This is a genomic window from Pseudomonas gingeri (assembly GCF_013386165.1).
Taxonomy (GTDB): Bacteria; Pseudomonadota; Gammaproteobacteria; order Pseudomonadales; family Pseudomonadaceae; genus Aquipseudomonas; species Aquipseudomonas gingeri_C.
The window spans coordinates 34,966-56,790 of sequence record NZ_JACAOS010000030.1 but is presented as its reverse complement, the minus strand read 5'-3'; the positions used below and the strand labels follow the sequence as shown (position 1 = coordinate 56,790).

At 63.7% G+C, this 21,825-nt stretch carries 19 protein-coding genes; 3 read left to right on the top strand and 16 right to left on the bottom strand.

The features are described 5' to 3' along the window. Positions 1-3: 3 nt before the first annotated feature. The 5 genes from pgaB to HX866_RS32220 all read right to left on the bottom strand — a co-directional run bounded on the left by pgaB (position 4) and on the right by HX866_RS32220 (position 8,570). Positions 4-2,001 (bottom strand): poly-beta-1,6-N-acetyl-D-glucosamine N-deacetylase PgaB, encoded by a 1,998-nt coding sequence (pgaB, locus tag HX866_RS32240; protein WP_177141125.1) that lies wholly within the window; start codon positions 1,999-2,001, stop codon positions 4-6. Between the two features lie 12 nt (positions 2,002-2,013). Next, the gene (pgaA, locus tag HX866_RS32235; protein WP_177141124.1) at positions 2,014-4,494 is read right to left on the bottom strand and encodes a poly-beta-1,6 N-acetyl-D-glucosamine export porin PgaA; all 2,481 of its coding nucleotides are present in this window, start codon (positions 4,492-4,494) and stop codon (positions 2,014-2,016) included. 181 nt (positions 4,495-4,675) lie between these two features. After that, a complete protein-coding gene (locus HX866_RS32230) occupies positions 4,676-6,985 on the bottom strand; it encodes a CHASE2 domain-containing protein (protein ID WP_177141123.1) in 2,310 nt (769 codons plus the stop codon). 18 nt (positions 6,986-7,003) lie between these two features. Beyond that, positions 7,004-7,999, bottom strand: coding sequence for a FecR family protein (locus HX866_RS32225; protein ID WP_177099473.1), 996 nt, complete (start codon positions 7,997-7,999; stop codon positions 7,004-7,006). A gap of 319 nt (positions 8,000-8,318) precedes the next feature. Then, positions 8,319-8,570: a hypothetical protein gene (locus HX866_RS32220; protein WP_177099475.1), complete on the bottom strand. Its 252-nt coding sequence runs from the start codon at positions 8,568-8,570 to the stop codon at positions 8,319-8,321. A gap of 234 nt (positions 8,571-8,804) precedes the next feature. Between HX866_RS32220 and HX866_RS32215 the strand changes: the two genes are divergently transcribed. Continuing rightward, positions 8,805-9,518, top strand: a complete 714-nt coding sequence (locus HX866_RS32215; RefSeq protein ID WP_177091217.1) for a response regulator transcription factor — start codon at positions 8,805-8,807, stop codon at positions 9,516-9,518. A 9-nt stretch (positions 9,519-9,527) separates the two neighbouring features. On the opposite strand, the gene HX866_RS32210 is transcribed toward HX866_RS32215, so the two are convergent. The 9 genes from HX866_RS32210 to HX866_RS32170 all read right to left on the bottom strand — a co-directional run bounded on the left by HX866_RS32210 (position 9,528) and on the right by HX866_RS32170 (position 18,382). Next, on the bottom strand, positions 9,528-11,042 hold the full coding sequence (locus tag HX866_RS32210; protein WP_177141122.1) for a YdgA family protein: 1,515 nt from the start codon (positions 11,040-11,042) through the stop codon (positions 9,528-9,530). A gap of 276 nt (positions 11,043-11,318) precedes the next feature. Continuing rightward, the gene (locus HX866_RS32205) at positions 11,319-11,954 is read right to left on the bottom strand and encodes an NADH:ubiquinone oxidoreductase subunit N (RefSeq protein WP_177091221.1); all 636 of its coding nucleotides are present in this window, start codon (positions 11,952-11,954) and stop codon (positions 11,319-11,321) included. A 102-nt stretch (positions 11,955-12,056) separates the two neighbouring features. Then, on the bottom strand, positions 12,057-13,505 hold the full coding sequence (locus tag HX866_RS32200) for an efflux transporter outer membrane subunit (RefSeq protein ID WP_177091223.1): 1,449 nt from the start codon (positions 13,503-13,505) through the stop codon (positions 12,057-12,059). Beyond that, positions 13,502-14,404, bottom strand: coding sequence for an efflux RND transporter periplasmic adaptor subunit (locus HX866_RS32195; protein ID WP_177091225.1), 903 nt, complete (start codon positions 14,402-14,404; stop codon positions 13,502-13,504). The genes HX866_RS32200 and HX866_RS32195 overlap by 4 nt, the downstream gene beginning before the upstream one ends. After that, entirely contained in the window at positions 14,401-14,610 is a 210-nt protein-coding gene (locus HX866_RS32190) for a DUF1656 domain-containing protein (RefSeq protein WP_177091227.1), read from the bottom strand. Before HX866_RS32190 ends, HX866_RS32195 begins: the two co-directional genes overlap by 4 nt. Continuing rightward, the gene (locus HX866_RS32185) at positions 14,607-16,691 is read right to left on the bottom strand and encodes an FUSC family protein (protein WP_177091229.1); all 2,085 of its coding nucleotides are present in this window, start codon (positions 16,689-16,691) and stop codon (positions 14,607-14,609) included. The genes HX866_RS32190 and HX866_RS32185 overlap by 4 nt, the downstream gene beginning before the upstream one ends. After that, the gene (locus HX866_RS32180; protein ID WP_177141121.1) at positions 16,688-17,146 is read right to left on the bottom strand and encodes a MarR family winged helix-turn-helix transcriptional regulator; all 459 of its coding nucleotides are present in this window, start codon (positions 17,144-17,146) and stop codon (positions 16,688-16,690) included. Before HX866_RS32180 ends, HX866_RS32185 begins: the two co-directional genes overlap by 4 nt. A gap of 422 nt (positions 17,147-17,568) precedes the next feature. After that, a complete protein-coding gene (locus tag HX866_RS32175) occupies positions 17,569-17,814 on the bottom strand; it encodes a DUF2789 domain-containing protein (protein WP_177091233.1) in 246 nt (81 codons plus the stop codon). A 106-nt stretch (positions 17,815-17,920) separates the two neighbouring features. Next, positions 17,921-18,382, bottom strand: coding sequence for an aminoacyl-tRNA deacylase (locus HX866_RS32170; RefSeq protein ID WP_100942667.1), 462 nt, complete (start codon positions 18,380-18,382; stop codon positions 17,921-17,923). Between the two features lie 241 nt (positions 18,383-18,623). Here HX866_RS32170 and HX866_RS32165 point away from each other — a divergent pair, with 241 nt between their 5' ends. Together HX866_RS32165 and HX866_RS32160 are read left to right on the top strand one after the other, a co-directional pair. After that, positions 18,624-19,205 carry an NfeD family protein gene (locus tag HX866_RS32165; RefSeq protein ID WP_371319308.1) on the top strand — a complete coding sequence of 194 codons (582 nt, stop codon included), beginning with the start codon at positions 18,624-18,626 and terminating at the stop codon, positions 19,203-19,205. Between the two features lie 2 nt (positions 19,206-19,207). Continuing rightward, entirely contained in the window at positions 19,208-19,975 is a 768-nt protein-coding gene (locus tag HX866_RS32160; protein WP_177091235.1) for a slipin family protein, read from the top strand. 7 nt (positions 19,976-19,982) lie between these two features. Here HX866_RS32160 and HX866_RS32155 read toward each other — a convergent pair whose 3' ends face one another. Both HX866_RS32155 and HX866_RS32150 read right to left on the bottom strand, forming a co-directional pair. Next, positions 19,983-20,963, bottom strand: coding sequence for a sulfotransferase family protein (locus HX866_RS32155; RefSeq protein WP_177141120.1), 981 nt, complete (start codon positions 20,961-20,963; stop codon positions 19,983-19,985). Continuing rightward, a complete protein-coding gene (locus tag HX866_RS32150) occupies positions 20,951-21,742 on the bottom strand; it encodes an aspartyl/asparaginyl beta-hydroxylase domain-containing protein (protein ID WP_177141166.1) in 792 nt (263 codons plus the stop codon). The genes HX866_RS32155 and HX866_RS32150 overlap by 13 nt, the downstream gene beginning before the upstream one ends. Positions 21,743-21,825: the final 83 nt, after the last annotated feature.

Sequence of the window (21,825 nt, the reverse complement as noted above, 5' to 3'; positions counted from 1 at the left end):
GATCTAAGGATTCCACTGGTTGGAAAAAGCCGGGCGCACGGCCTGCACAGCCGGGCGGTTGTCCAGGAAGTTATCCGGGTAATAACCGAAATTGCTGGCACCCTGGCGCTTGAGCAGCCCCATCCAGTTCGCCAGTTGCGTGCCGTCGAGGTCCGTCGCCGACTTCTGTCGCCAGTCCCGGGCCTGCAACTCGAACACCGTATGGTCAAGCGCGCCGGGGTGCTGCTTGACCTTGCCGACCAGTGTCTGCAGCCACTCACCCGCCTGTGTCTCGCTCTGCCCTTCCATCAGCGGCATGGCCATGGGCACGGTCCAGTCGTAGCTGGCGAGAAAGTCATCGAGGCTCTGGGCGAACCACGCTTCGCTGTGCGGATCGAGTACCGGCTCGGCGAACAGGTTGCGCGCGGTCTTCACTTGCGGGCCACGAATGGCGCGGACCTTGGCGGTCAGCTCCTGGGTGAAATCGATCAGGTAGCGGCTCTTGAATCGCGTCCAGCGTTGCAGCGTCGCCGGGTCGCCGCGCAGGGCACTGAGGCTGCCCGGCAGGCCATTGGCGGCGTAGGTCCGCAACGCCTGTGGGCTGGCGTCCTCGAAGTCGGACAGCACGGCATCGTCGTGATAGAGAATGCCATCGACCGAGGTCAGCCGGGCCACGTCTTCGTAGAGCTCACCAATGATCCGCCGCACGTTCGGGTCGAACGGCGACAGGCGCCGGTATTGTTTCGGGTCCACCGAAGCTTGCCCGCTGACCGGGTCCCAACGCGTCACCCGTGGCAGTTTTTCATCCAGGGCAAAACTCAGCACCGGCATCCAGGCGAAGACCTTGACGTGGGCCCGGGTGCGCAGCTGCCAGGCGGCACGGTCGAACAGGTCGGCGCGCATCGGCAGATGGCGATTGGGGAAGTACAGCGAATGCGCCAGGCCGTCCCCCGCAGGATCGGCGAACGCTTGCAGGAACACGGTATTGGCACCCAGGTCGGCGACGCGCTGGACCAGCTTGCCGAGGTTGGCCTCCTGCTGAACCGGGTTCGGGTCGTAGACGTTATCAAGGTCGACCTGCACCACGCGCATCGCCGCGCGGTTCTGCACCGAGACAATGCTGCCAGCGTAGTGACTGCCGTCCGGGTCCGCCGACACCAGCATGCGCGGGCTGTTCATCAGTTGATCAAGGCTGTCGATGCCGTCATCCAGGGTCAGCGCCAGTTTGTAGCCCTGGCTCTCGATCACCTTCAGCGCAGTGCCATCGGCGGTGCCGTAGGGCCAGACCCAGACCCGTGGCGAATAACCGGTGGCGGCGCGAATCTTGGTCGAGATGGCAACCACATCCGCCCGCAGCCGGGCCTCGAAATCGGCCTCGCTTTCATAACGACCGGTGCTCGCATCGTAACGTCGGGTCGCTGCCGCCGGTTGCAGGTTACCCTGGGGATTGGCGAGCATACCTTGGTGGCTGGCGTTGGTGTGAGCCACGATTTCCACCAGTCCCGAGGCGGCCACTTCCTTGATCTGCGCCCAGTTCAGGAATTCGGAACGCGGGCGCATGTCACCGGCAAAATCCACCGGTTTATCCGCCGGGGTATCCATCCAGACGCCGACCGGGGCCAGCAAGGCCGGCCATTGATAACTCCTGAGCAGCGGCATCACGCGGGTGTAGAAACTCGCGTAACCGTCATCGAAGGTCAGCAGGATCGCCCTCGGCGGCAACGCCGGCCCGCCATTGCGCGCCGCCAGGATCTGGTCCACGGTCACGGGCCGATAGCCGTTCTCCCGCAGCCACGCCAGCTGTTCGAGCAACCGATCGGTACGCACGGCAACCACCGCCTGATCCGGGTCGCCATCCTCGATGTCATGGTAGGTCAGGCTCAGAAAGTGATTTTTCGGCCAGGGTGCTTCATTGACCGGCACGGCCCGCTGCGCGGGCGCGACAAATTCGACCGGCTTCTGGGCACAGGCGCCGATCAGCAAGGCTCCCAGCAACAGGATGCAACGCGTGATCCAAGGCATCATCATCCCCTTCTAGAAGCGGTAGGTCAGATCGACGGTCAGGCGCACGTCGCGTTCACGGTCACCGTCATAGGGCCGGCTGATCCAGCTCAGGTTGGCCCCGGCTTCCAACACGTCGTTCCAACTGACCCGCTGCCCGTAGCTCAGCAGGGCGATCGCGCCCGTCGAATAATCGCGCTGGCTGTAGGTCCCGGCGCCGACCTGGAACAGCTGGTTCCACTGGGTGGCGTAACGGCGATAGAGGACCTGGTTGACGGTCAGCGTCGGCAATACGCTGAAGTCGGACTTGGGGTTGAAGTACGGCGGGTCTTCGTTCTTGCTGTTGTGACTGGCACTGAGTTCCAGGCCCAGATCCACCTGCAGGTGGGAGCTGGTGTAGATGCCCTCGCGCCCGGTCAGCAGGGCTTCGGTGCGATTGTTGCCATCGCTGAAATGCGAGGGCGTGACTGCCAGTCGCCATTCGCGATTTTCATCGGCGCGCCAACGCAGGAACGCACTCGCCGAATTGGCGGTGATGTCGTTTTTCAAGGCCCGCAACGGTGTCGATGCCGACAGGCGTTCGAGGCTGCCGCCGTACTGCCAGTGATCGTCGATATCGAAGGCCCCCGACACCCGTGCACCGAGTTTGTCGCCATAACCGAAGGACTGGTTGGAGACCTCGGCTTGCAGGGTCATGTCGCGGGTCCGATCTTCGATACCAAGCCGCTGCCAGCGCCGCTGGGCGTCACCTTCGGGGAAACGGCCGAAGGCGTAGCCGGCGCCGGTGAACAGCCGCCAGTCTTCGTTGATCGGCGGGCTGTAGAGTGTGCTTTCAATGCCGTAATCACGGCTGCCGGTGACCGCGCCGGCACCGCCTGCGCCACCGCCGAAACTCTTCCCGGTATAGGCCTCGACCCGCAACTCGGCCATGTCGTGGACCGCACGCTCACGCTCCAGGCTCTGGACCTGCCCGCTTTCCGGAAAACGCTCGGCCACGTCGTCGGTGAGCACATCGAGCTGTGACCACTCCTGCAACGCCAAGGCGGTATTGGCCTGGGCGACTTCCAGACCGAGGCCCCGCGGCGCAGCGCTTTCGGTTTCCTTGTTCAAGGCCTCGGCGCTGCGCGGCCAGCCCCGGGACAGGTACATATCGGCCTGGGCCAGACGCAAACCGACGTTGCCCGGCGCTTGTGCGACCAAGGCCTCCAGTCGTTGTTCGGCGGCGGCCTGGTCGCCGTTGTTCATCGCCATCTGGATCGACAATTGCTGGGCGTCGAGCCAGGCATCGTTGGGCACACCGCCCGGCGCACCCTTGAGCACCAGCCGCGGCGGTACGGTGAGCGCCAGCGCGTCGGCCAACGAGCGGGCCTCCTCCGGCTGGTCGCTTTCCATCAGCGCAAAGACCAATGCCGAGGTATCACCCGCCTGATCAATCGGGTCCGCACTCGGTGCCGCGAGGATCTGCCGATACAACGCCACGGCTTTCTCCGGCTCGCGTACGGCGAGATAGGCCGAGGCCACCCAGCGCTGGGCATAGGGTGGGATCGCCACGCCTTCATCGATGAGTTTTTGCGACTCACTCAACACATCGGCGTTGCGCGAGCGAGCCTTGAGCGCACCCAGGCGGTCGATGCGCCAATGCACCACATCGTCATGGGCCTGCGGGTCTGCGGACCAGGCCGCGAGCAAGCGGTCGTAGTCGGCCAGGGCACGATCGGCGACGACAAAACGTTCCTGCTCGGTGCGCGTCGGCAACTCGGCCAGGCGTACCCGTTCGGCCGCCAGCTCGCCTTCGAGGCGCCGGGTCGCGACGCCATCGATCAGCCCGGGATGTCCCTGGGCCAGGCGCAGGGCTGGCTCCGGCAGGCGGGCGCGCTCCAGGGCGAACAGGTATTCACGCATCACCTCGGGTTTGTCCGAAGCCCGGACAAAGGCCTGGTCGTACTCGAACAAGGCGTCACTGTTGGCGCCCGAGCGGGTCAGCGCGTACCCCAGGGCCATGCGCCGGGCCGGATCATCGGGCTGCCGGGCAACCTGTTCCCGCGCCCGACGCACTGCGTCCTGGGGATCCCCCCCATCGGCCTCGGTAATCGCCAGGCCAATTTGCAGGTCGGCGTTCTGCGGTTCGCGCTCCAGGGCCTGGCGATACAGGCGCTCGGCCTCGTCCCAGCGCTTCTGGTTGCGATAGGCGCGGGCAACAGCGGTCAGCGCCTGGGTCGGCAAGGTCCGCTGGGCACCCTGGGTTTCATAGACATTGATGACTTCGGCATCCAGCCCGGCCCAGCTGGCAATCTGCAAGTGATCGCTGATCTGACCCGAGGATTGTTGCGGCGCGGGCAGTTGGCGCAAGAGCACCAGCGCTGGCGTGTAACTGCCATCGCGGGCCTGCCGGATCAGTTGATCGTAGGACGCATCGGCCCAAGCGCTGAGGGGCCAAAGCAACTGGCTGCACAAGGCTATTCCCAGCAAAGGGCGCAATCTGCCGTCCTGGCAGAGCAGAGCATTACGCGGCATATCGTCCTTCCCCAGTGACAGCCGGAGACCAATGCTCCTGCCTGATGCAGAGACACAGGGCGGAGCTTAGCGACAGCGGTCGAACACGCCGTCCGCCTGTCGTTCTCGAAGGGTAGACCAAAAAACCAAGGCCAATATTTATTCAATCGGTGCCAGCGAAAAAGACTTGGGACGCGCGCGATCAGTCCTGCCAGAGAGGCAGGCACAGGGTGAAAGTCGTGCCCTGCCCCTCGAGACTGATGCATTGGATGCGCCCTTCGTGGCGGTCAATCACCGCCTTGACCATGGACAATCCCAGGCCCAGGCCTTCGCTGTTGTCGGCGCCGGCAAAGCGTTTGTAGGGTTCGAAGAGCTGCGGCAATGCCTGTGCGCTGATGCCCCGGCCCTGATCACTGATGCTGCAACTCAGCGCGTGCTCCGACACCGTCACGTCGAGGCTGACGCAGGTGCCGGAAGGGCTGTATTTGATGGCGTTTTCCAGAAGGTTGAACAGCGCCCGGGTCAGCAGTGAGGCATCGGCCCGCACCAGGCTTTCATCGACTTCGTCGAGCCGATGGCGCAGCTCGATGCCCTTGAGCTGCGCCAACGGCGCCACCTGGTCGAAGGCATCCAGCACCAGCATGGCGAACAGCACCGGCTCGAAGGTGTATGCCTGCGACTCGGCCTTGGCCAGGTGCACGAAGGCCTCGGTCAAGCCCAGGGCCCGTCGAACTTGCTGCTCGATCTGTCGATAGAGCGGTGCATCGGCGTCCCGTGTGCGCTGCACCTCCAGCAACGCCAGGATCGCCGAATGCGGTGCACGCAGGTCATGGGACAGAAAACGCAACAGGGTTTCCCGTTGCTGCTCGGCCTCGCGCGCCAGGCTCAGGTCCGCCAGGCTGAACAGCCAGCCAACGACGACTTCATCTTCCGTCGACAAAAGCGGTGCCAGGTCCAGGTGCAAGATGCGCTGGTGACGATCGCAAAACTCCTGGCTCACCAACTCGGCCAATGCTGGCCGTGCAACCCCGTCAACGCCGGGAAAACCGAGATCGGCCAGGCAATCGAGCCAATCCTCGCCCAACAACGCAGGCCCCAACAGGTCCCGCGCGCTGCGGTTGGCGAGCAGCACCTGGCCCTCGGTATCGCTGATCAGCGTCGCGACGGGCAGGCATTCCAGGCCATCGGCCATAAACCGCCGGGTGTCGCGGGTACGTCCCAGGGCCTGCTCCAAGGCGGCGATGCGGCCTTGCAGCACATCGCCCCCGGGCACCACGGACCGGCGCCGTTCGGGCAGGATCCTGGGCTCCTCGTTCAGACGGGCCAGCTCCCAGCCGAAGTAAGCCAGTACCGCACTCAGACGTCGCCAGTTCCAGATCAGGTAGGCCAGCAGAAAACCGCTCAGGCTGGCGGCCGGCGACCACCACAGGCCCAGCCGCAACAATCCCCAGGACGCCAGCAGCACCGCCGCCATGCCGCCGAGCGTCAGCCACAGCGCATAACGCGCACGCAGCAGCAACCCGCCCAACAGCAGCAGCACCGTCGACACCGATAACAGCAGGCCCGGCAGCGGCGCCAACTCGACAATGCTGCGCTGCTGCAACAGGCCATTGAGCAGGTTCGCCTGGATCTCCACCCCGGCGGTGGTGCCGGCCTGCTCGGACACCGGCGTCACATACCGATCCCCCAGGCCCGGCGCGGTGGCGCCCACCAGGATCAACCGATCACGCAACAGCGCCGCCGGCACCTCGCCGCGCAGCACGCTGATGTAAGGCACGCTGGGGAAGCCGCTGGCCGCCGCGATAAAGGGCACCAGAATGGCGTTCTGGCGCTGCCACCCCTGAAACCCGGAGACGTCACCGACACCCGGCATCGGTTGCTGCTCAGCCACTGGCAGCGCCATCTGATAGGCCAGCCAGGCCAACTGTTCACGGGGTTGCCGGAGCGGCCCTTCGCGCAGGAATACCCCACGAACCACGCCGTCGTTATCCGCCTCGACGTTGATATGGCCGACCGCCCTGGCACAGCGCCGCAACGGCTCGATCGGCGCGATTTCCCTCAGTGCCGTGGCAAACCGTGGCACGCCTTCGCGCAACAACGGCAAGAGCACATTGCCGGCGCGGCACAGCGCCTGGGCCAGGCGTTCGTCGCCGCTGCCGGAGGCCTGCGGCTCGCTGAAAATCACATCGAACAAGACCCCTCGGGGCTGCGCCGCGCTCAAACGATCGAGCAACTCGGCATGCACACTGCGCGGCCAAGGCCAACGCCCCAGGGCTTCAAGACTGCGGTCATCGATGGTGACCAAAAGGATGCGAGGGTCCACCGGCAGCGGGCTCAGGCGGCTCAACCGGTCATAGAGAAAATGGCTGAACGCCAGGTTCTGGCTCAGGGACAGCACCGCTGTCAGCGGCAGCAGCAACACGCCCACCAGCAACCATTCGCGCAACAGACCACGGAACAGCCGTTGCGCCTGCGTCAACTCGCGAACCTCGTGCCGCCGCCAGAACCTCATGAACGCCGGGTGTCGCCGCTATTGCTCATGAACCGTCCTGGGCCAGTAGTAGATATCGTAGACCCCAGTCTGGCCCTCAAGTCCCTGTTCGTCGAATGCCGACAGCCGCACATGGTAGAACGCCGCCTGCAACCCGCTGAAACGGATATCCGGGGTACTGGAAAAACGCTCCTGCTTGATGTTGAGGAAATCCGTGTCGGTGGCAACCTGCGCCCGGTAGCGCCGGGCACCGTCCAGAGGCTGGAGAAAGAGTTGCCAGACCGGCTTGTCGCCGCGTTGGCCGTCCTGGCCAAGCAGGCGCGGGGCGGCCAGCAAGTCGACCGGCTTGAGTTCGCCCGAGCCCTGGATCTTCAGGCCCTGCCGGGCATTGACCCGCACCGCGGGTTCGAGCGCCACGGCGACCTTGCTCCGCGCCTTGTTGCCAGCCGCCAGCGGCGCGTCGGCGCGGCTCACCGCGACCTGACCGTCAAGCACCTCGACCAACGCCTGACCGTCTTCGCTGCGGGTGCGAAAGTGCGTACCGCGAACCCCGAGCACCCCGACCGAGGTGCGGATCTGGAAACGATCATGCTCACTGATACGCTTGATCACATAGGACTCGACCTGACCTTGTTCGAGCTGCACCTGCGGGACCGACTGCGTCTCGTCCAGCTCCAGGCGCACCTGGGAATTGGAAGGCAGGACGATCCGTGAACCGTCACCCAGCCTCAGGCTGACGAAGGCATCGCCCGAGGTTCGCACCCCTTCGTGCTCTTCCAGGTTCATCCCTTCTTCCAAAGCCACTTGCTTGCCCTTGGCATCCAATTTCCAGGCCTCGCCCGCCAAGTGCAGGACCACCGCAGGAAAAGGTTGCGGGCGGCATTGCTGTTCGCGATCAAGGTAAGGCCCACGCAGGGCCGGTGCCGCCAGGGCTTGGTGACCGAACAGGCAACAGACGACGCCGAGCAGCAGGCGCAGGCTCGGTCGGGACAGGAGAACAGCAAAAAAGGGCTGCGAAAAAAAGCGTTCGCTCATGGGCTTGACCGCTCAGGCTCTGGAGGGAGCAGGATCGAAGTAAAGGAATGACGGTACAAAACCATCCGGGGCCATCATGCCACAGCTCCCCCAATCACCCTGGCCGCACTGTGTTGCGTCGTATGAATGGAGGACGAAAAAATGGCCAAGGGAGGACATCCTGACCGTCCCTCGGCGGCAGCCCGTGTGGATCCGAACCACCACCCGTCCGTGGGTCCGACCTGCTCCAAAGTGCCCCTGTCTTACTGGGTCTACTCTATGGGTAAAACCGAAGCGCTCGGCGAATCTGTCAGAATTGTTCAGAATTACCAGTGACCGTTCAAAACACCCAGCGCGGTTGTTCCCGCGCAGTGATGACCTCGCCGGTGGTCCACAGCGTCGGTGCAGAGAAATGCGCTCTCCAGCCGTCCTCGGGCACCACCGACAACCGCTCGACAACCAGCGAGGGACGGACAGACCCGTAATGAAACAACCCAACGACAAAACCAAAGCCCAGGCTCAGGCTCACCCCGGACAACAACCCGAGCACCGCCCAGGATGGCAAACTGCTGAAACGAAGGGGACTGCCCATGGTTTCTTCTCCTTGACCGTGCAAATCGTTACCCTGCGCCTGATCCCCCAAGGGCCCCGGCACGTCGGGTAAAAGCCATTTGACATCAGCCTAGCCAGCCGCCGCCCGTCCTTGAGGAAATCGCCAGAATTGTTCAGATTTGACGGTCAACTTACAGGCTTCCCTGTAGGAAATAGCCTGTAGAGTCTTCCATTGAAGACAGATCAGTGGCTAAGCGAGGAGAAAGGTCCAGACATGCGTGTCGCCATACTCGACGACGAGCCCGCCGAACTGCGCCGGGTCGAACAAACCCTGGAGCAGATGGCCGGTGTCGGGGAAGCCCCCTGGACCCTGCGTGGCTTCGAGCGCGGCGAAGACCTGCTGCGCCAATTGCGCCGGGAAACCTTCGACCTGCTGATTCTCGACTGGCAGGTGCCGGACCTCAGTGGCCTGGCGCTGCTGCGCTGGACCCGCGAACACATGGAAGTGCCGCCGCCGGCGATCATGCTCACCAGCCGTGATGCCGAGAGCGATATCGTCCTGGCCCTGGGCAGTGGCGCCGACGATTACGTGAGCAAACCGTTCCGCGCCAACGAACTCAAGGCGCGGGTCAATGCGGTGCTGCGTCGACATGCCGGACAGCGCGGCAACGCCAGCGAAATCGCCACCTTCAATGATTTGAGCTTCGACGATGGCGAGCTGACCGTGACCCGCTCAGGCAGCCCGGTCAACCTGACCGAGCGTGAGTATCGCCTGGCGCGCTGCCTGTTCAGCAACCTGGGACGGCCGCTGTCGCGCGAGTATCTCTACGAGCGCTTCTGGCCCCATGAAGAAATACTCTCCTCGCGTCCCCTCGATACCCATATCTATCGCCTGCGCAACAAGCTGGGCCTGACCGCCGAGCACGGCTGGCAGTTGCTGACGATCTACGGCTATGGGTATCGACTGGAAAGCGTGACCTCCCGTTAAACGCCGGGTTTAAGGCTGTTCACCGCCGCCCGAACCGCCGAACTTGGTCAGCAGCAAGGTGATGAAATCTTCCACCGGCATTTTCTGCCCGTTGAAGTCCACCTGGCCGTTGGCATAGTGCAGTGTCGAGACGATATCGCTGCCCTGCACCGTCGCCATCTCCGTGGACAAGGCCATGGTGCCGGCCATTTCACTGGCCATCGAGGCTTGCTGGGTAATCGCCTTGGGGTCGGTCTGGCCCTGGATCTGCGCCTGCAGGCCCGCCAGGTCGGCGATCATCGGCTTGGACAAGGACACCTTGGCGTCCAGCTGCGAAACCAGTTGCTTGCCCAACTCCACCGGCGGCAAGTCGGTGGAAGACGGGTTGGTCAGGTCGACCACCAGGCTGGCGTGGCTTTCGCCATTGGCGCTCTTGAACGAGAGGTTTTCCAGGGCGATCTGCGGCTTGCCGGCCAACAATTGCTTGATGTCCGCTTCGGCCTGGGTTTGCTGGGCCGGGGTCAGTTCCGGGACCGCCGCTTCAGGGTCTGGCGCCCCTGCGGCCTGGGCCTTTTGCAGCGCTTCCAACTGGACCTGGTACAGCTTGATCAGCGATTGCATCGCCGGAAAGTCCAGGTTCTTGGCCGTCAAGCTCATCTGGGCACTGCCCACCGGTTTGTCGTTGTAGTCGATGGACGCCACGTTATAGGCCATTCGCCCGGCGAGTACATTGCCCACGGCTTCCGTCGAGTCTTTCTGCTCGAGGCCCTTGATGGTGATCACCGCCGGTTTGACCCCAAAGCCCACCTTGGTCTCACTCAGCTCGAGGGTGTTCTGCCCCAGGTAGAAACCCAGATCGCTCTTGGTCAGGTCACTGGCCAGGGTCAGGCCGTTCAGTTCGAGCTGCACCGGCCCCTGCTCAGGGGAGACCGCGGACACCTTGAGGTTGTCCATGTAGCCGTTGAGCTTGATCTTGGCCGCCTGATCGCTGGCGGTCACCGCCAGGTTCAGCCCGGAGAATTTCAGGCTGGTGGTGGCGTCCGGTGCGAAGTCCAGCGGCACCAGTTCGACATTGCCGTCCACCGAACGGTTGTAGCCCAGGGCGACCTGGCCCTTGAGCGGCGCGGCGCCCTTGGCGGCGTCGAACCACTTGGCGGTGACGTCGTTCTTTTCCAGCTCATAGTTGCTGTTGACCATCACCGGTGCCAGTTTCAGCGCCTTGAGACGCGACCACGGCAGCGGCCCGTGCTCGATATGGTCGACGAACAGCAGCTCTATATCTTTCTTCTCTGCGCCGGCCTGCAGGTTCTGAAACTTGACGCGGTAATGCGCAGTGCTGGTAAACAGATGGCGATCAAGCGACACCAACTCGATACTCGCGCTGCCACCGGCACTGGCCAGGGCAGTTTTCAACTGTTGGTTGGCGTCCTGGATCGAGGTGTTCAGCACCCCTTCCAACTGATTGCCGGTGTACCACGCGCCGACGGTGCTCACCGCACCGACCACCACGACAAAACCTAAAAGCAAGCCTGCTGATTTATTCATGAATTGACCCGATCGATGTCCGTTAAGTGGAAAAATGCTGGTCTTCCTGACCCCTGACCGGAGCCGGCTCGACAATGCCCGAAAGGACGCAGGGTAGCATTTGCCGGAGCAGGCCCCAAGGCTTTGCCCAAGGGGTCACTGACCACACCTTTGCCCTACAGACAAAAGCGAAGTGACTGACAACGCAGTACGGGAATAGTGCACTCAGCCGCGCTTATCGGCAGCCTGCGCACAGTGGCGACGACTGGGCAGCCGTCGGGGAGGAGGTGTGTTTACTCAGGAATACTGGACTTCCATCTCATCCAGTTGATGATCGAAAGTCTTCAACCGCGCGGTCCAGGTGTACACCAACACTTCGAAGTCACGGTTGATCACCACGCCTTCCGCCGAGTCGTTACTCGGGTCGCAGACGTCCAGTTGATAGCGTTCGCGGGCCATGGCGGTGGCGACATCGGACAATTCGCGGGCATTGGTCAGCCAGTGGCGCTCGTCATGGGCCACTTCGTGGTCGAGTTTCAGGCATTGGCTCTTGAGCATTTCAAGGCTTTTTTCCAGCGGGGTACCGGTGAGTTCGCCCATGACCTCCTGGAAGGTCCGCCCCGGCTGCCAGTAACTGCCCCAGAAATACCGGTCGAACACGGTTTCGACCCGGCGCAGGGCGACTTTGGTGTCCCAGACCAGCACCAGGGTCTTGCTCTGGGACAGCTGGCGTTTCTTCACCTGCTGCGCCTGGTAGCTGGCCCAGGCCACCACCGCGATGGACATCACCGCAATCAGGGCCGTGGCGCTGTCGAGAAAGACCAACGCCTTGTCGATCTGGTGCGCCAGCATGACGCCATAGAAGTAGGTCGCCGAGAGCAGGACCAGCGCCACCACCGCACACCAGAAGCCAGGAGCATAAGGGTTTTTCATTATTAGAATCCCCATCGGGCCACGCTGACCACGATGGCTAGGATTCTCCCAACGCTCCCAACCAGCGGCGACCAGCCGATAGTTCAAAGCATAGCAATGGACTCAGGGTTTCGCGTGTTCGGCAGGTGGCGTTCGTCCACTTTCCCAACCACCGCCCAAGGCCAGGAACAGATCGATCTGACTCATCGCAACCTGGGTGTTGGCCGACGCCAATTGAGCGCGCACATCGGTGTAGGTGCGGGTGGCTTGCAGGTCGGCGAGGAACGAAGCGCGGCCGGCGGTAAAGAAGCGGTGCGTCTGCTCCGCGGCAAGCTTGGCTGAACTGCCCGCGTCCGCCAGGGCATCGCGGCGATCGAGCTGCGCGGTGTACTGGGCCAGGCTGGTCTGGGTTTCGCGGATGGCGTTGAGCACCACGCCGTCGAAATGCGCCAGGGCGCCCTGGGTACCGGCCTCGGCTTCGCGGATACGGGCCCGGGCGCCGTTGGTCGGTACGCTCCAGCTGATCGCCGGGCCAAAGCCCCAACGATTGGTCGATGGATCACCCAGATCCCCCAGGATACCGACCGTACCCACCGTGGCACCGATGCTGATGTTCGGGTACAGCTCACCCGTGGCAACACCGATGCTGGCCGTTGCCGCCGCCAGCCGCCGTTCGGCCTGGCGAATATCCGGGCGGCGCTTGAGCAGTTCGGCGCCATCGCCCACCGGCAACAGCTGGGTGATATGCGGCAGCGCGGCGCAATCGGCAACGCCGGCCGGCAATTGCTCAAGGGGCTTGGCCAGCAGCATCGACAGACGATACAACCCGGCCTGGCGCGCGGCCTGGTAGCGCGGCAATTCGGCACGCAGGGATTTGAATTGGGTCTGGGAACGGGTGACCTGGGTTTCGTCGCCGCGCCCGGCATCGCGCAGACGCTTGGTCAGCTCGGTGCTCTGGGATTGCAGCGCGAGGGATTCCTCGGCGATGCCACGTTCTTCATTGGCCGCGCAAACCTGGGTATAGGAGCGCACCACATCCGCCACCAGGGTGATGCGGGCCACGTCGCCCGCCGCCTGGGTCGCGTCGGCATTGGCTTTCGCCGCCTCGACGCCGCGCTGCAAAGTGCCCCACAGATCGAACTGATAAGAGGCGGAAATCGCGATCTCGCCGACATTGCTCACCGGGACCTTTTCCGTCAGCAGGTAGGCCTGGCCGGACTCCTGCAAGCGTTGGGCACCGGCCTTTACCCCGGCACTGAAACCGCCGGCGGCCTCGGCCTCGTCCACCTGGGCCCGGGCCCGCGACAGGCTCGCCGCCGCCACCCGCAGGTCGGTGTTGGAGGCCAGGGCCTGGCGCACCAGCTCATCCAGGCGCGGGTCCTGGTACAGCCGCCACCAATCGGCCGGCACGGGGGCCGACACCACATTGTCACCTTCACCGGCGAGGGTCCCTTGGAGGTCCTTGCGTTGCATCGCCGAGTCGGCTGGCAGGTGATAATTCGGACCCACCATCGAGCACGCCGACAGCATCAGGCCGAGGCCAAGCGTCGCGACTTGCGCCAGCGGTTTCATTGCGCGGCCTCTTTTTTCTTCGGCGCGGCCTTGGCGTCATCGATGATCGACACCGTGGCCGTGCGCCCGGCGATCATGCGAAAGTCCGTCGGCACGTCGTCGAAGGCAATGCGCACCGGAATCCGCTGGGCCAGGCGCACCCAACTGAAGGCCGGGTTGACGTTGGGCAGCAGGTTGGTGCCGCTGGTGCGGTCACGGTCCTCGATGCCGGCGACGATGCTTTCGACATGGCCGCGCAGGCGCGCATTGTCGCCGATCACCCGAATGTCCACGGATTGGCCGACATGGATGCCGTCGAGTTTGGTCTCTTCAAAATAACCGTCGATATGGAAGGAACTGCTGTCCACCACCGCCAGCACCGCACGGCCCGCCGTGGCGAACTCCCGCTCACGGGGCGCACGGTCATTGACGTAGCCGTCCACCGGGCTGCGGATCACCGAGCGGTCCAGGTTCAACTGCGCGGCGTCCACCGCCACCTGGGACTCGGCCAGGGCCACTTCGGCCCGGGCGACTTTCGACTGGCTTTCTTCCAGTTGCTCGCCGGCCACCAGGTTACCCAGGCCACGGTTGCGCTTGTTCTCGCGCTGGGCCTGGGCCAGGGTTTCCTCACGGTCGGCGACGGCAGCCTTGGCCTGGCGCAGCGCCAGCTTGAAGCGGTCCTGGTCGATGCTGAACAGCACCTGGCCACGGCTCACCGGCTGGTTGTCGCGCACCTGCACCTGCTGGATCAGGCCGGACACGTCCGGGGCAATCTGCACGATATCGGCGCGGATATGCCCGTCCCGGGTCCAGGGCGCGAACATGTAGTACATCACCATGCGCCACACCACCAGGCAGGCGAAGATCACCACCAGTAAAGTCAGGACTACACGGCCAATGGTCAAAAGAGGTTTTTTCATGTCATCAGGTATCGACTGAACGAATCCACAACGCCCAGCAACAAAGCGTAGAGACCGACGTTGAACAAGGCCCGGTGCCAGACCAGGCGGTAGAAGTGGAAGCGCGTCAACAGCCCGTGCACCACCAGGTACAGCACATACGTAATGCCCATCAGCACCAGCAGCGTGGGCAGGAACACTCCGCTGATATCCACGTCACCGATCATAAGGGCACCCCATTGATCCCATAAGACACGCTCTCCTGCTGGTCGCCACTGTCGACGAACTCTACTCCGGGTAACAAAGCCAGCCGCAGGCCACTCAAGGCGTGTAGCAGGTGCAGGCGGGTTTCGCCATCGTCCAGCCCCTGGGAACTCAAGGCTCGACGCGTACGATCCAGCGTCATCAACAGTGGGGCAGGGGCGGGCAGACGCTCGCCGGCCTTCAGGCAGGCGCGAAAGTAGTCGCCGACCTCTTCCACCACCTGTTTGAGCAGCAGGTTCGCCACACCCAGCACGCGTGGGGTGTAGGCCAGCAGGTCGAGCAGATTGAGCGCGACCCGCAACTCACGCAGCGCAACCCCCGTGTCCTGGCCGGTCAGGGCCAGGCGCGGCAGGTGTTGCATCAGGCGGTCAAGCATCTGCACACCCATGTGCCGGTGTTGGGCCAGGGTCGCGGGCTCGGTCAGTTTCACGATGTCGCGCCAGCTGAAGCGGGTCAGGCGCTTGGCCGCGAACTCGGCACCAAAGGGCCGGGCCACCAGGGTCCAGACAAAGGCGAACAGCAGTCCCACGGGGCCGGCCAGGTTGGAGTTGGCGAAGTTGAGGAAGTCCGCGTCGTAGGCGCCCTGGATACTGATGAAGGACGAGGTGTTGACGATGGTCAGCAAGGTGCCGAGGTAAAAGGCCGGCTGAACCGTCAGGGTGCCGACGCAGATAAACGGCACGGCAAACGCGAGCACCAGCATCGGGAAATCGTGCAGGTTGGGCAGGACCACGAACAGATAGAGGCTGGCAAAGATCACCGACATCGCGGTCCAGAAAAAGAACCGGTAGATCTGCGGCGCCGGGTCGTCCATCGCGGCGAAGAAGCTGCACGCCACCGCCGCCAGGATCACTGCGCTGGCGCCGTCGGTCCAGCCCAGCAGGATCCACAACACCGAGGCGACGATGATCGCAAGGACCGTCGTGCCTGCCGAATAGAGCATCAGGCCACGGTCGAGGAACGGCGTCAGGCGACTGAGGCGCCAGTGGCGATAGACCGCGCGCCAGTTGTCCTGACTGTCGCACTGGATGGCGTATTGCAGGCTGCGCAGGTCCTGCCACAAATCGATCCATTCGCCGAGACGGTACAGGGCGTTGGAGAACAACAGCTGGCGCCGGTCATCCATTTCGACGGCGTCGGGCTGCAGGCTTTCCAGCTGGCTGCGCAGCGCTTCCCAACGCTCGACCGGGGCACCGTTGGCCGTACTTTCCAGCCATTCGCGGGTCGCGACGAGCAAGGGCTCGAAGCGTGCCACCAGTTCCGGTGTGCGGCGCTCCAGGGCGTAGAGCGCGTCGTCCAGGGCGTCGACCACCGGCAGCAGATGAATCATGCGCCCGCGCAACTCCTTGGCGTTACGCACGGTCTGGGGCCGGGCGCCTTCATGGGGCAGTTGACCGATCATCAATTCGAGACTGTTGAAGGTCACCACCATCGCCGAACGCAAGCCGCTGACTTCATCGGCCTGGACGTTGCGCGCAAGGAATTTCAGGCTGTAGTTCGAGGCGTCGCCAAACCATTTGCCGGCGGCACCGAGTAGCACCGGCGCCAGCCGACGGGGCCAGAACATGCTGCCGACCACTGCCGCGACCGCGATGCCGAGAAAAATTTCTTCGGTCCGCGATACGGCGATATCGAACACGTTCAAAGGATTGTCCACCACCGGCAGGGCAATCATCGGCATGGTGTAGCCGGCGAGCATCAGCGCGTAGCTGTTGGCGGTGCGCAGGTGCAGCGAGAGAAACAGCAGGATGCCGGTCCAGAGTGCGATCGCCACCACCAGCAGATAGGGTGTCTGCACCAGCAGAGGAACAAGCAGCACCGCCGCCGAAGCACCGAGAAAAGTCCCGACCGCGCGATACAGGGCCTTGGAGCTGGTGGGGCCGACGAAGGGGCTGGAGACAATGTAGACGGTGGCCATGGCCCAGTAGGGACGCGGCATTTCCATCAGCAAGGCGATATACAGGGCGATCATCGAGGCGGCGAAAGTGCGCACGCCGTAGAACCAGTCACGGGCGGGGGGCATGCCGGTCCAGAAACCGTTCACGGATTCGCCACTCCCAGGTTCTGCCCGGCCGCTTCGAAGGCGCGGATCACCCGCAGCGCGGCTTCCAGATCGTTCGGCTCGATACCGTCGAGGACTTCACCGCGCAGGCGGATCAACTGGATTTCGATGTCATGCATCAGGCGCTCGCCGGCCTCGGTCAGGCTCAGGCACTTGGCGCGACGATCACTGGGGTCTTCGCTGCGCAGCACATAGCCGGCTTTGCACAACTGGTCGAGCAGACGCACCAGCGATGGGCTTTCCATCCCCGCTTCCTGGGCCACGGTCACCTGGCGCACGCCCGGCCCCATGCGGCCGACCAACAGCAACGGCATGGCGCAGGCTTCGGAAATCCCATAGTTGACCAGCGTGGTCTGGCACACCCGGCGCCAATGGCGCGAGGCGACGACGAGGCCGGCACTGATGTGCTTGTGCAGCTGTTCGATGGGTTTGGACACGGGAGATTCGCATTGTTAGTTTGCTAACTATCAATATCGCGCATCCGTTTTGGCTCGTCAAGTTTTGAAACAATTACTTCATTCAACCTGGCGGAAGGCAGCGGTCTTCGGGGGCTTCCCGGATGAGATCAAGCCTAGCTCATGGGCGAACACTGCGAAGAAGAGGCGGTGTGTATAGGATTCACGCCTTCGACAGTTACAGGGGGACCGTGGCAGTGCGATATTTGTGGTGAGACACGGAACTGTAGGAGCCAGCTTGCTGGCGATGGCGTCAGCAAGCACAGCGCAAGACTCATGGGCCTAATCGCGAGCAAGCTCGCTCCTACAGGGGGGCTTCGGCAGCATGATGCTTTTGTGGTGAAACGCGGTTTTGTGGGAGCCGGCTTGCTGGCGATGGCGCCAGTTGGCATGCAGAGTATTTTTTAAACTCCCCTGCCCTTCCTCAACAACACATCCAACTGATCCACCACTTCCGCCCAGTCGGCATCGTCCAGGATCTCGTCACGCAGGAAGTCCGCCTGGCTCTTGCTCCAGAAGAACGCATCCGCCAAATGCAGCTCCGGCTTGAGCGGCGAATGGGTGGCGATGAAACGGTCGATGCTGACGGGGTCATCGGGCAGGCCCAGTTGCTTGAACAGGGACGGCAGGCTGTGGTCGGGGGATTCCATGGGGGCTCCGGTATTCAGGGTGGGCCGCGGCGCCCTTGAGAAAGTATCGCGAGCAAGCTCGCTCCTACAGATGGGGCACCGTGTGGGTGGGGCAGAGTGTACGGGGTCAGTGACAGACTTCGCACACCTCGGCATGGGGCACCAGTTTCAGGTACTGATCCATCTGCATATGCACCAGGTTGTGGTGGTTGCCGGCTTCCAGGTAGATGTCGTGCTGGCGGGTCAGTTGCGGGTCGACCACCATCTTCAAGCCATAGGACTCGCCCAGCGCCGGCACGGCGCCGCGCTCGCAGTCCTGGAACAGATAAGCCAGGGTGCTTTCCCGGGTGATCTGCCAGGTGCTGGCGCCACGGACCTTGCTCAGGTCCAGGTGCTGGCTGGCGGGCAATACCGCCATCAGGTAGTGGCCGTGCTGGTCGTCGAGGACCACCGACTTGGCCATGCGCTCGGCCGGGATCCCCGCCAGGCGGGCGGTTTCCAGGCTACTGGACGAATGCGGGTGAGCGACGATGTCGAATTCGCAGTGCGCCTGCTCCAGGCTGCGCTGCACGGTTTTTGCCATGCGCATGATGCACCTCCGAGCCCTGTCGAATGCCCCAGGGCGATGGGTTTGCTGCATTCCTTGGGTAAGAGTCTAGGCAGTCCATCGCGAGACGTCGGCTTAACGTCAGTAACCGTTCTCGCTATCACCGCCGCTCGATAGTCGAGTCGGGTCTAAAACCCCGGCGGCAAGCTCGTGTTTATCCGGCGCGGCACCACCACTCGACTAAGCTTCTAGATGGGGGTAACGAACTCGCGGGAGAATCCAAGTGAGCCGTCGTTGCGCATGGACCTGGTTGTTGCTCGGGTGGCTGATCGTCTGGCCCGTCGGGCACCCACTTGCCGAAGGCGCCGACTCCGTCGTAACCCTGCTGGTGCTGCCCATCGACGATTCCGGCTCCGGGCTGATCCTGCTCGGCATTGCCCTGATCGTCGCCGAAACCCTCCTGCCCAGCTTCGGCCTGATCGGTTTCAGTGGCCTCGTCGCCTTCATGCTGGGGATGCTGATCCTGTTCGACCCGCAACTGTTCGACGACAACACCGCACGACCGTTGAAACTCACCCTGATGCTGATCGGCCTGCTGTTGCTGGTCGGTTTGATTGTCGCGGCCCTCAAGGCCCGTCAGCGCCAGGTGGTCAGTGGCGACGCCGGACTGGAAGGCAGCCTGACCCCGATCACCACCCTGAAAGCCGGTGATGCCTATGCCGGCTGGGTGAAGTTGCAAGGTGAGAACTGGCAGGTCCTCAGCGCCACACCACTGCACCCCGGCCAACAGGTACGGGTGATCGCGCGCAAAGGCCTGCTCCTGGAAGTGAAAGCCGTTGACGGCCCGCCAAGGCGAGGAGATTGATCATGGTCCTGCAATTGGGTTCCGGCGCGCTGCTCGCGCTCCTGCTGCTGATGCTGCTGGCATCGACCTTTCGCATCCTGCGTGAATACGAACGCGGCGTGGTGTTCCAGCTCGGACGCTTCTGGCAGGTCAAGGGCCCCGGGCTGATCGTGCTGATTCCGCTGGTGCAGCAGATGGTCCGGGTGGACCTGCGCACGGTGGTGCACGACGTGCCGCCGCAGGATGTGATCACCCGCGACAACGTCTCGGTGAAGGTCAATGCGGTGCTGTACTTCCGTGTGCTCGATCCGCAGAAGGCGATTATCCAGGTGGAGAATTTTCTCGCCGCCACCAGCCAGTTGGCGCAAACGACCTTGCGCGCGGTGCTGGGCAAACACGAACTGGATGAACTGCTGGCCGAGCGGGAAAAGCTCAACTCCGATGTCCAGCAGGTACTGGACGCCCAGACCGATGCCTGGGGGATCAAGGTGGCCAACGTCGAGATCAAGCACGTCGACCTCAACGAGTCGATGATCCGCGCCATCGCCAAACAGGCCGAAGCCGAACGGGAACGGCGGGCCAAGGTGATTCACGCCGAAGGGGAATTGCAGGCCTCCGAGAAGCTGATGCAGGCCGCCGAAATGCTCGGGCGCCAGCCGGGGGCCATGCAGTTGCGTTATATGCAGACGCTGTCGTCGATTGCCGGGGACAAGAGTTCGACCATCGTGTTTCCGCTGCCGATCGAGTTGTTGAAAGGGATGGCGGATTTGTCGGCGAAAGGTAAGGCCTGACGCTGCGTCAGTGCTGCCGGCCATTGCGCAGCAGCGGGCGTCGGCCGGGAGGACTGCGTTCGGACCGCAAAGCTTCCAATGCCTGATAAGGCCCTTGCGCCCACAACGCCACCCGCTCCTTGAGCTGCTCCGACGCCTCCCGCTGTTTGTCCTCACTATCCGCGACAAACATCTGATCCGGCTGTTTGGCGTGCTGCCGGACCACGGAAAACCCCTGGTCGCGTTGCCCGGCGTCAAGCCCGAAGAGTTCGCCCAGATGCCCCTCAAACGCCCCCGGCAGCTCGTTGTAGTTGACCGGAAAACCGCCAAAAGCCACGCAATGCTCCCAACCTTTCTGGAGCAGCCGTCCGAGGCGCGACGCGATGTAGTCCTCCCGCGAATCGTCCTGCCCCGGAGTGTCCAGCACGCTGTGGCCGATCATCCCCGGCACCATGTGCAGGCCGGCCCGACGCAGATGGGACACGGCAATTTCCAGCGGATCACGGTACAGGAACAGCCAGGGCGTCTCGGGAAAGCATTCGCGCAGCAACGGCAACTCGCCGATATTCCAGGCATCCAGCTTGATCACCAGCGCCTGCTCGCTACCGCAGCGGCGCTGACCGTAGGCCGCCAGCAAACCCTGCAGCGCCGCCCGCCGCTCCTGGGGATCAAGGTCGTCGCGCAACAAGCGGTCCAGGGGCGGCGGTTCGCTGAGCACAATATGGCTGTCCAACTGCGCCAACATCTGGCCGAGCAGCGTCGAACCGCAGCGCGAAGCGTGATAGATAAAGGCGCTCGGCGCCACGGCCGGCACCTGCCATTCGCTGAGCACCGCCAGCGGCGTCTCACGCCGGAAAGCCTGGTTGAACGGCAGCTTCAGCGCCTCTTCCACCGAGTCGGCAAAGAACGGCTGATCCAGCCGGTGCTCGCCGAACCAGCACCAGTCGACACGCCAATGGGCGTCTTCGCGCCAGACGCGAATCGGCAGCCAGTCCTTCAGGCCGTCCATGCCTGACTCCAACTGCGCCGCCCACGGCTCATGGCCGCACGCAGGTCCTCACGGGTGAAATGCAGGCCATGGGCAGTGGCACGCTCCAGGGTGTGGGCGATAAAGGTTTCACTGTCGGTTTGCGCCTGTAGCTCTCGACACAGTTGCGGATCACGCTCCAGCCACTGGCGAAACTGCTCGAGCGCCACGGCCGCCCGGCCCAGGCCGGGCGCCGGAGTACTCGGCAAGCCCGCGGCAATCTGCTGCTCCAGCCAGGGACTCGGACGACAGTCGAGCACCAGGTGAACCCGCTCGCTATCGCCCCAGTTATCAACGCTATGGGGCCGCGCCAGATCAAGAAACCAGCATTCGCCGGCCTTCATGGGCACGCACTGGCCATCGAGCATGAACTCCACGTCGGGCGGGCTGAGCAGGGGAATATGCAGGCGCCGGTCGGCGTCCGGAGGACTGAGGTCGTAATCGCGATGTTCATGAATCCGCCCGCCCGGCCCCAACCGCAGCAGGCGCGCCGAACGGATCTCCAACGGCAGGCCCTGCAAGCCATAGGACCAGCGCGCGTCTTCCAACCACGGCTTGCGCGCAACCGCCTCGCCCTTGCCCGACGCCAGTTCGCCCGGAGCATCGCTGGCAGACACCAGCGCCACCCCGCTCCACTCGCCGGCGTAGTAATCGAGATTGAAATGCGCCACCCAGGCGCTCTCGTCCAACTGCGCCAGGGCCTGCCGCAACAGTGGCAAATCCACGGCCACCGGCAGGCGGGAAAACGCCGGCCGGCTCAGGGGATCACTCCGTCCACGCCCAGCCTGTCGAGCAATGGCTCGACACAGGCTGCGCACCGGCTGGCGCTGATAGGCCCCGCGGG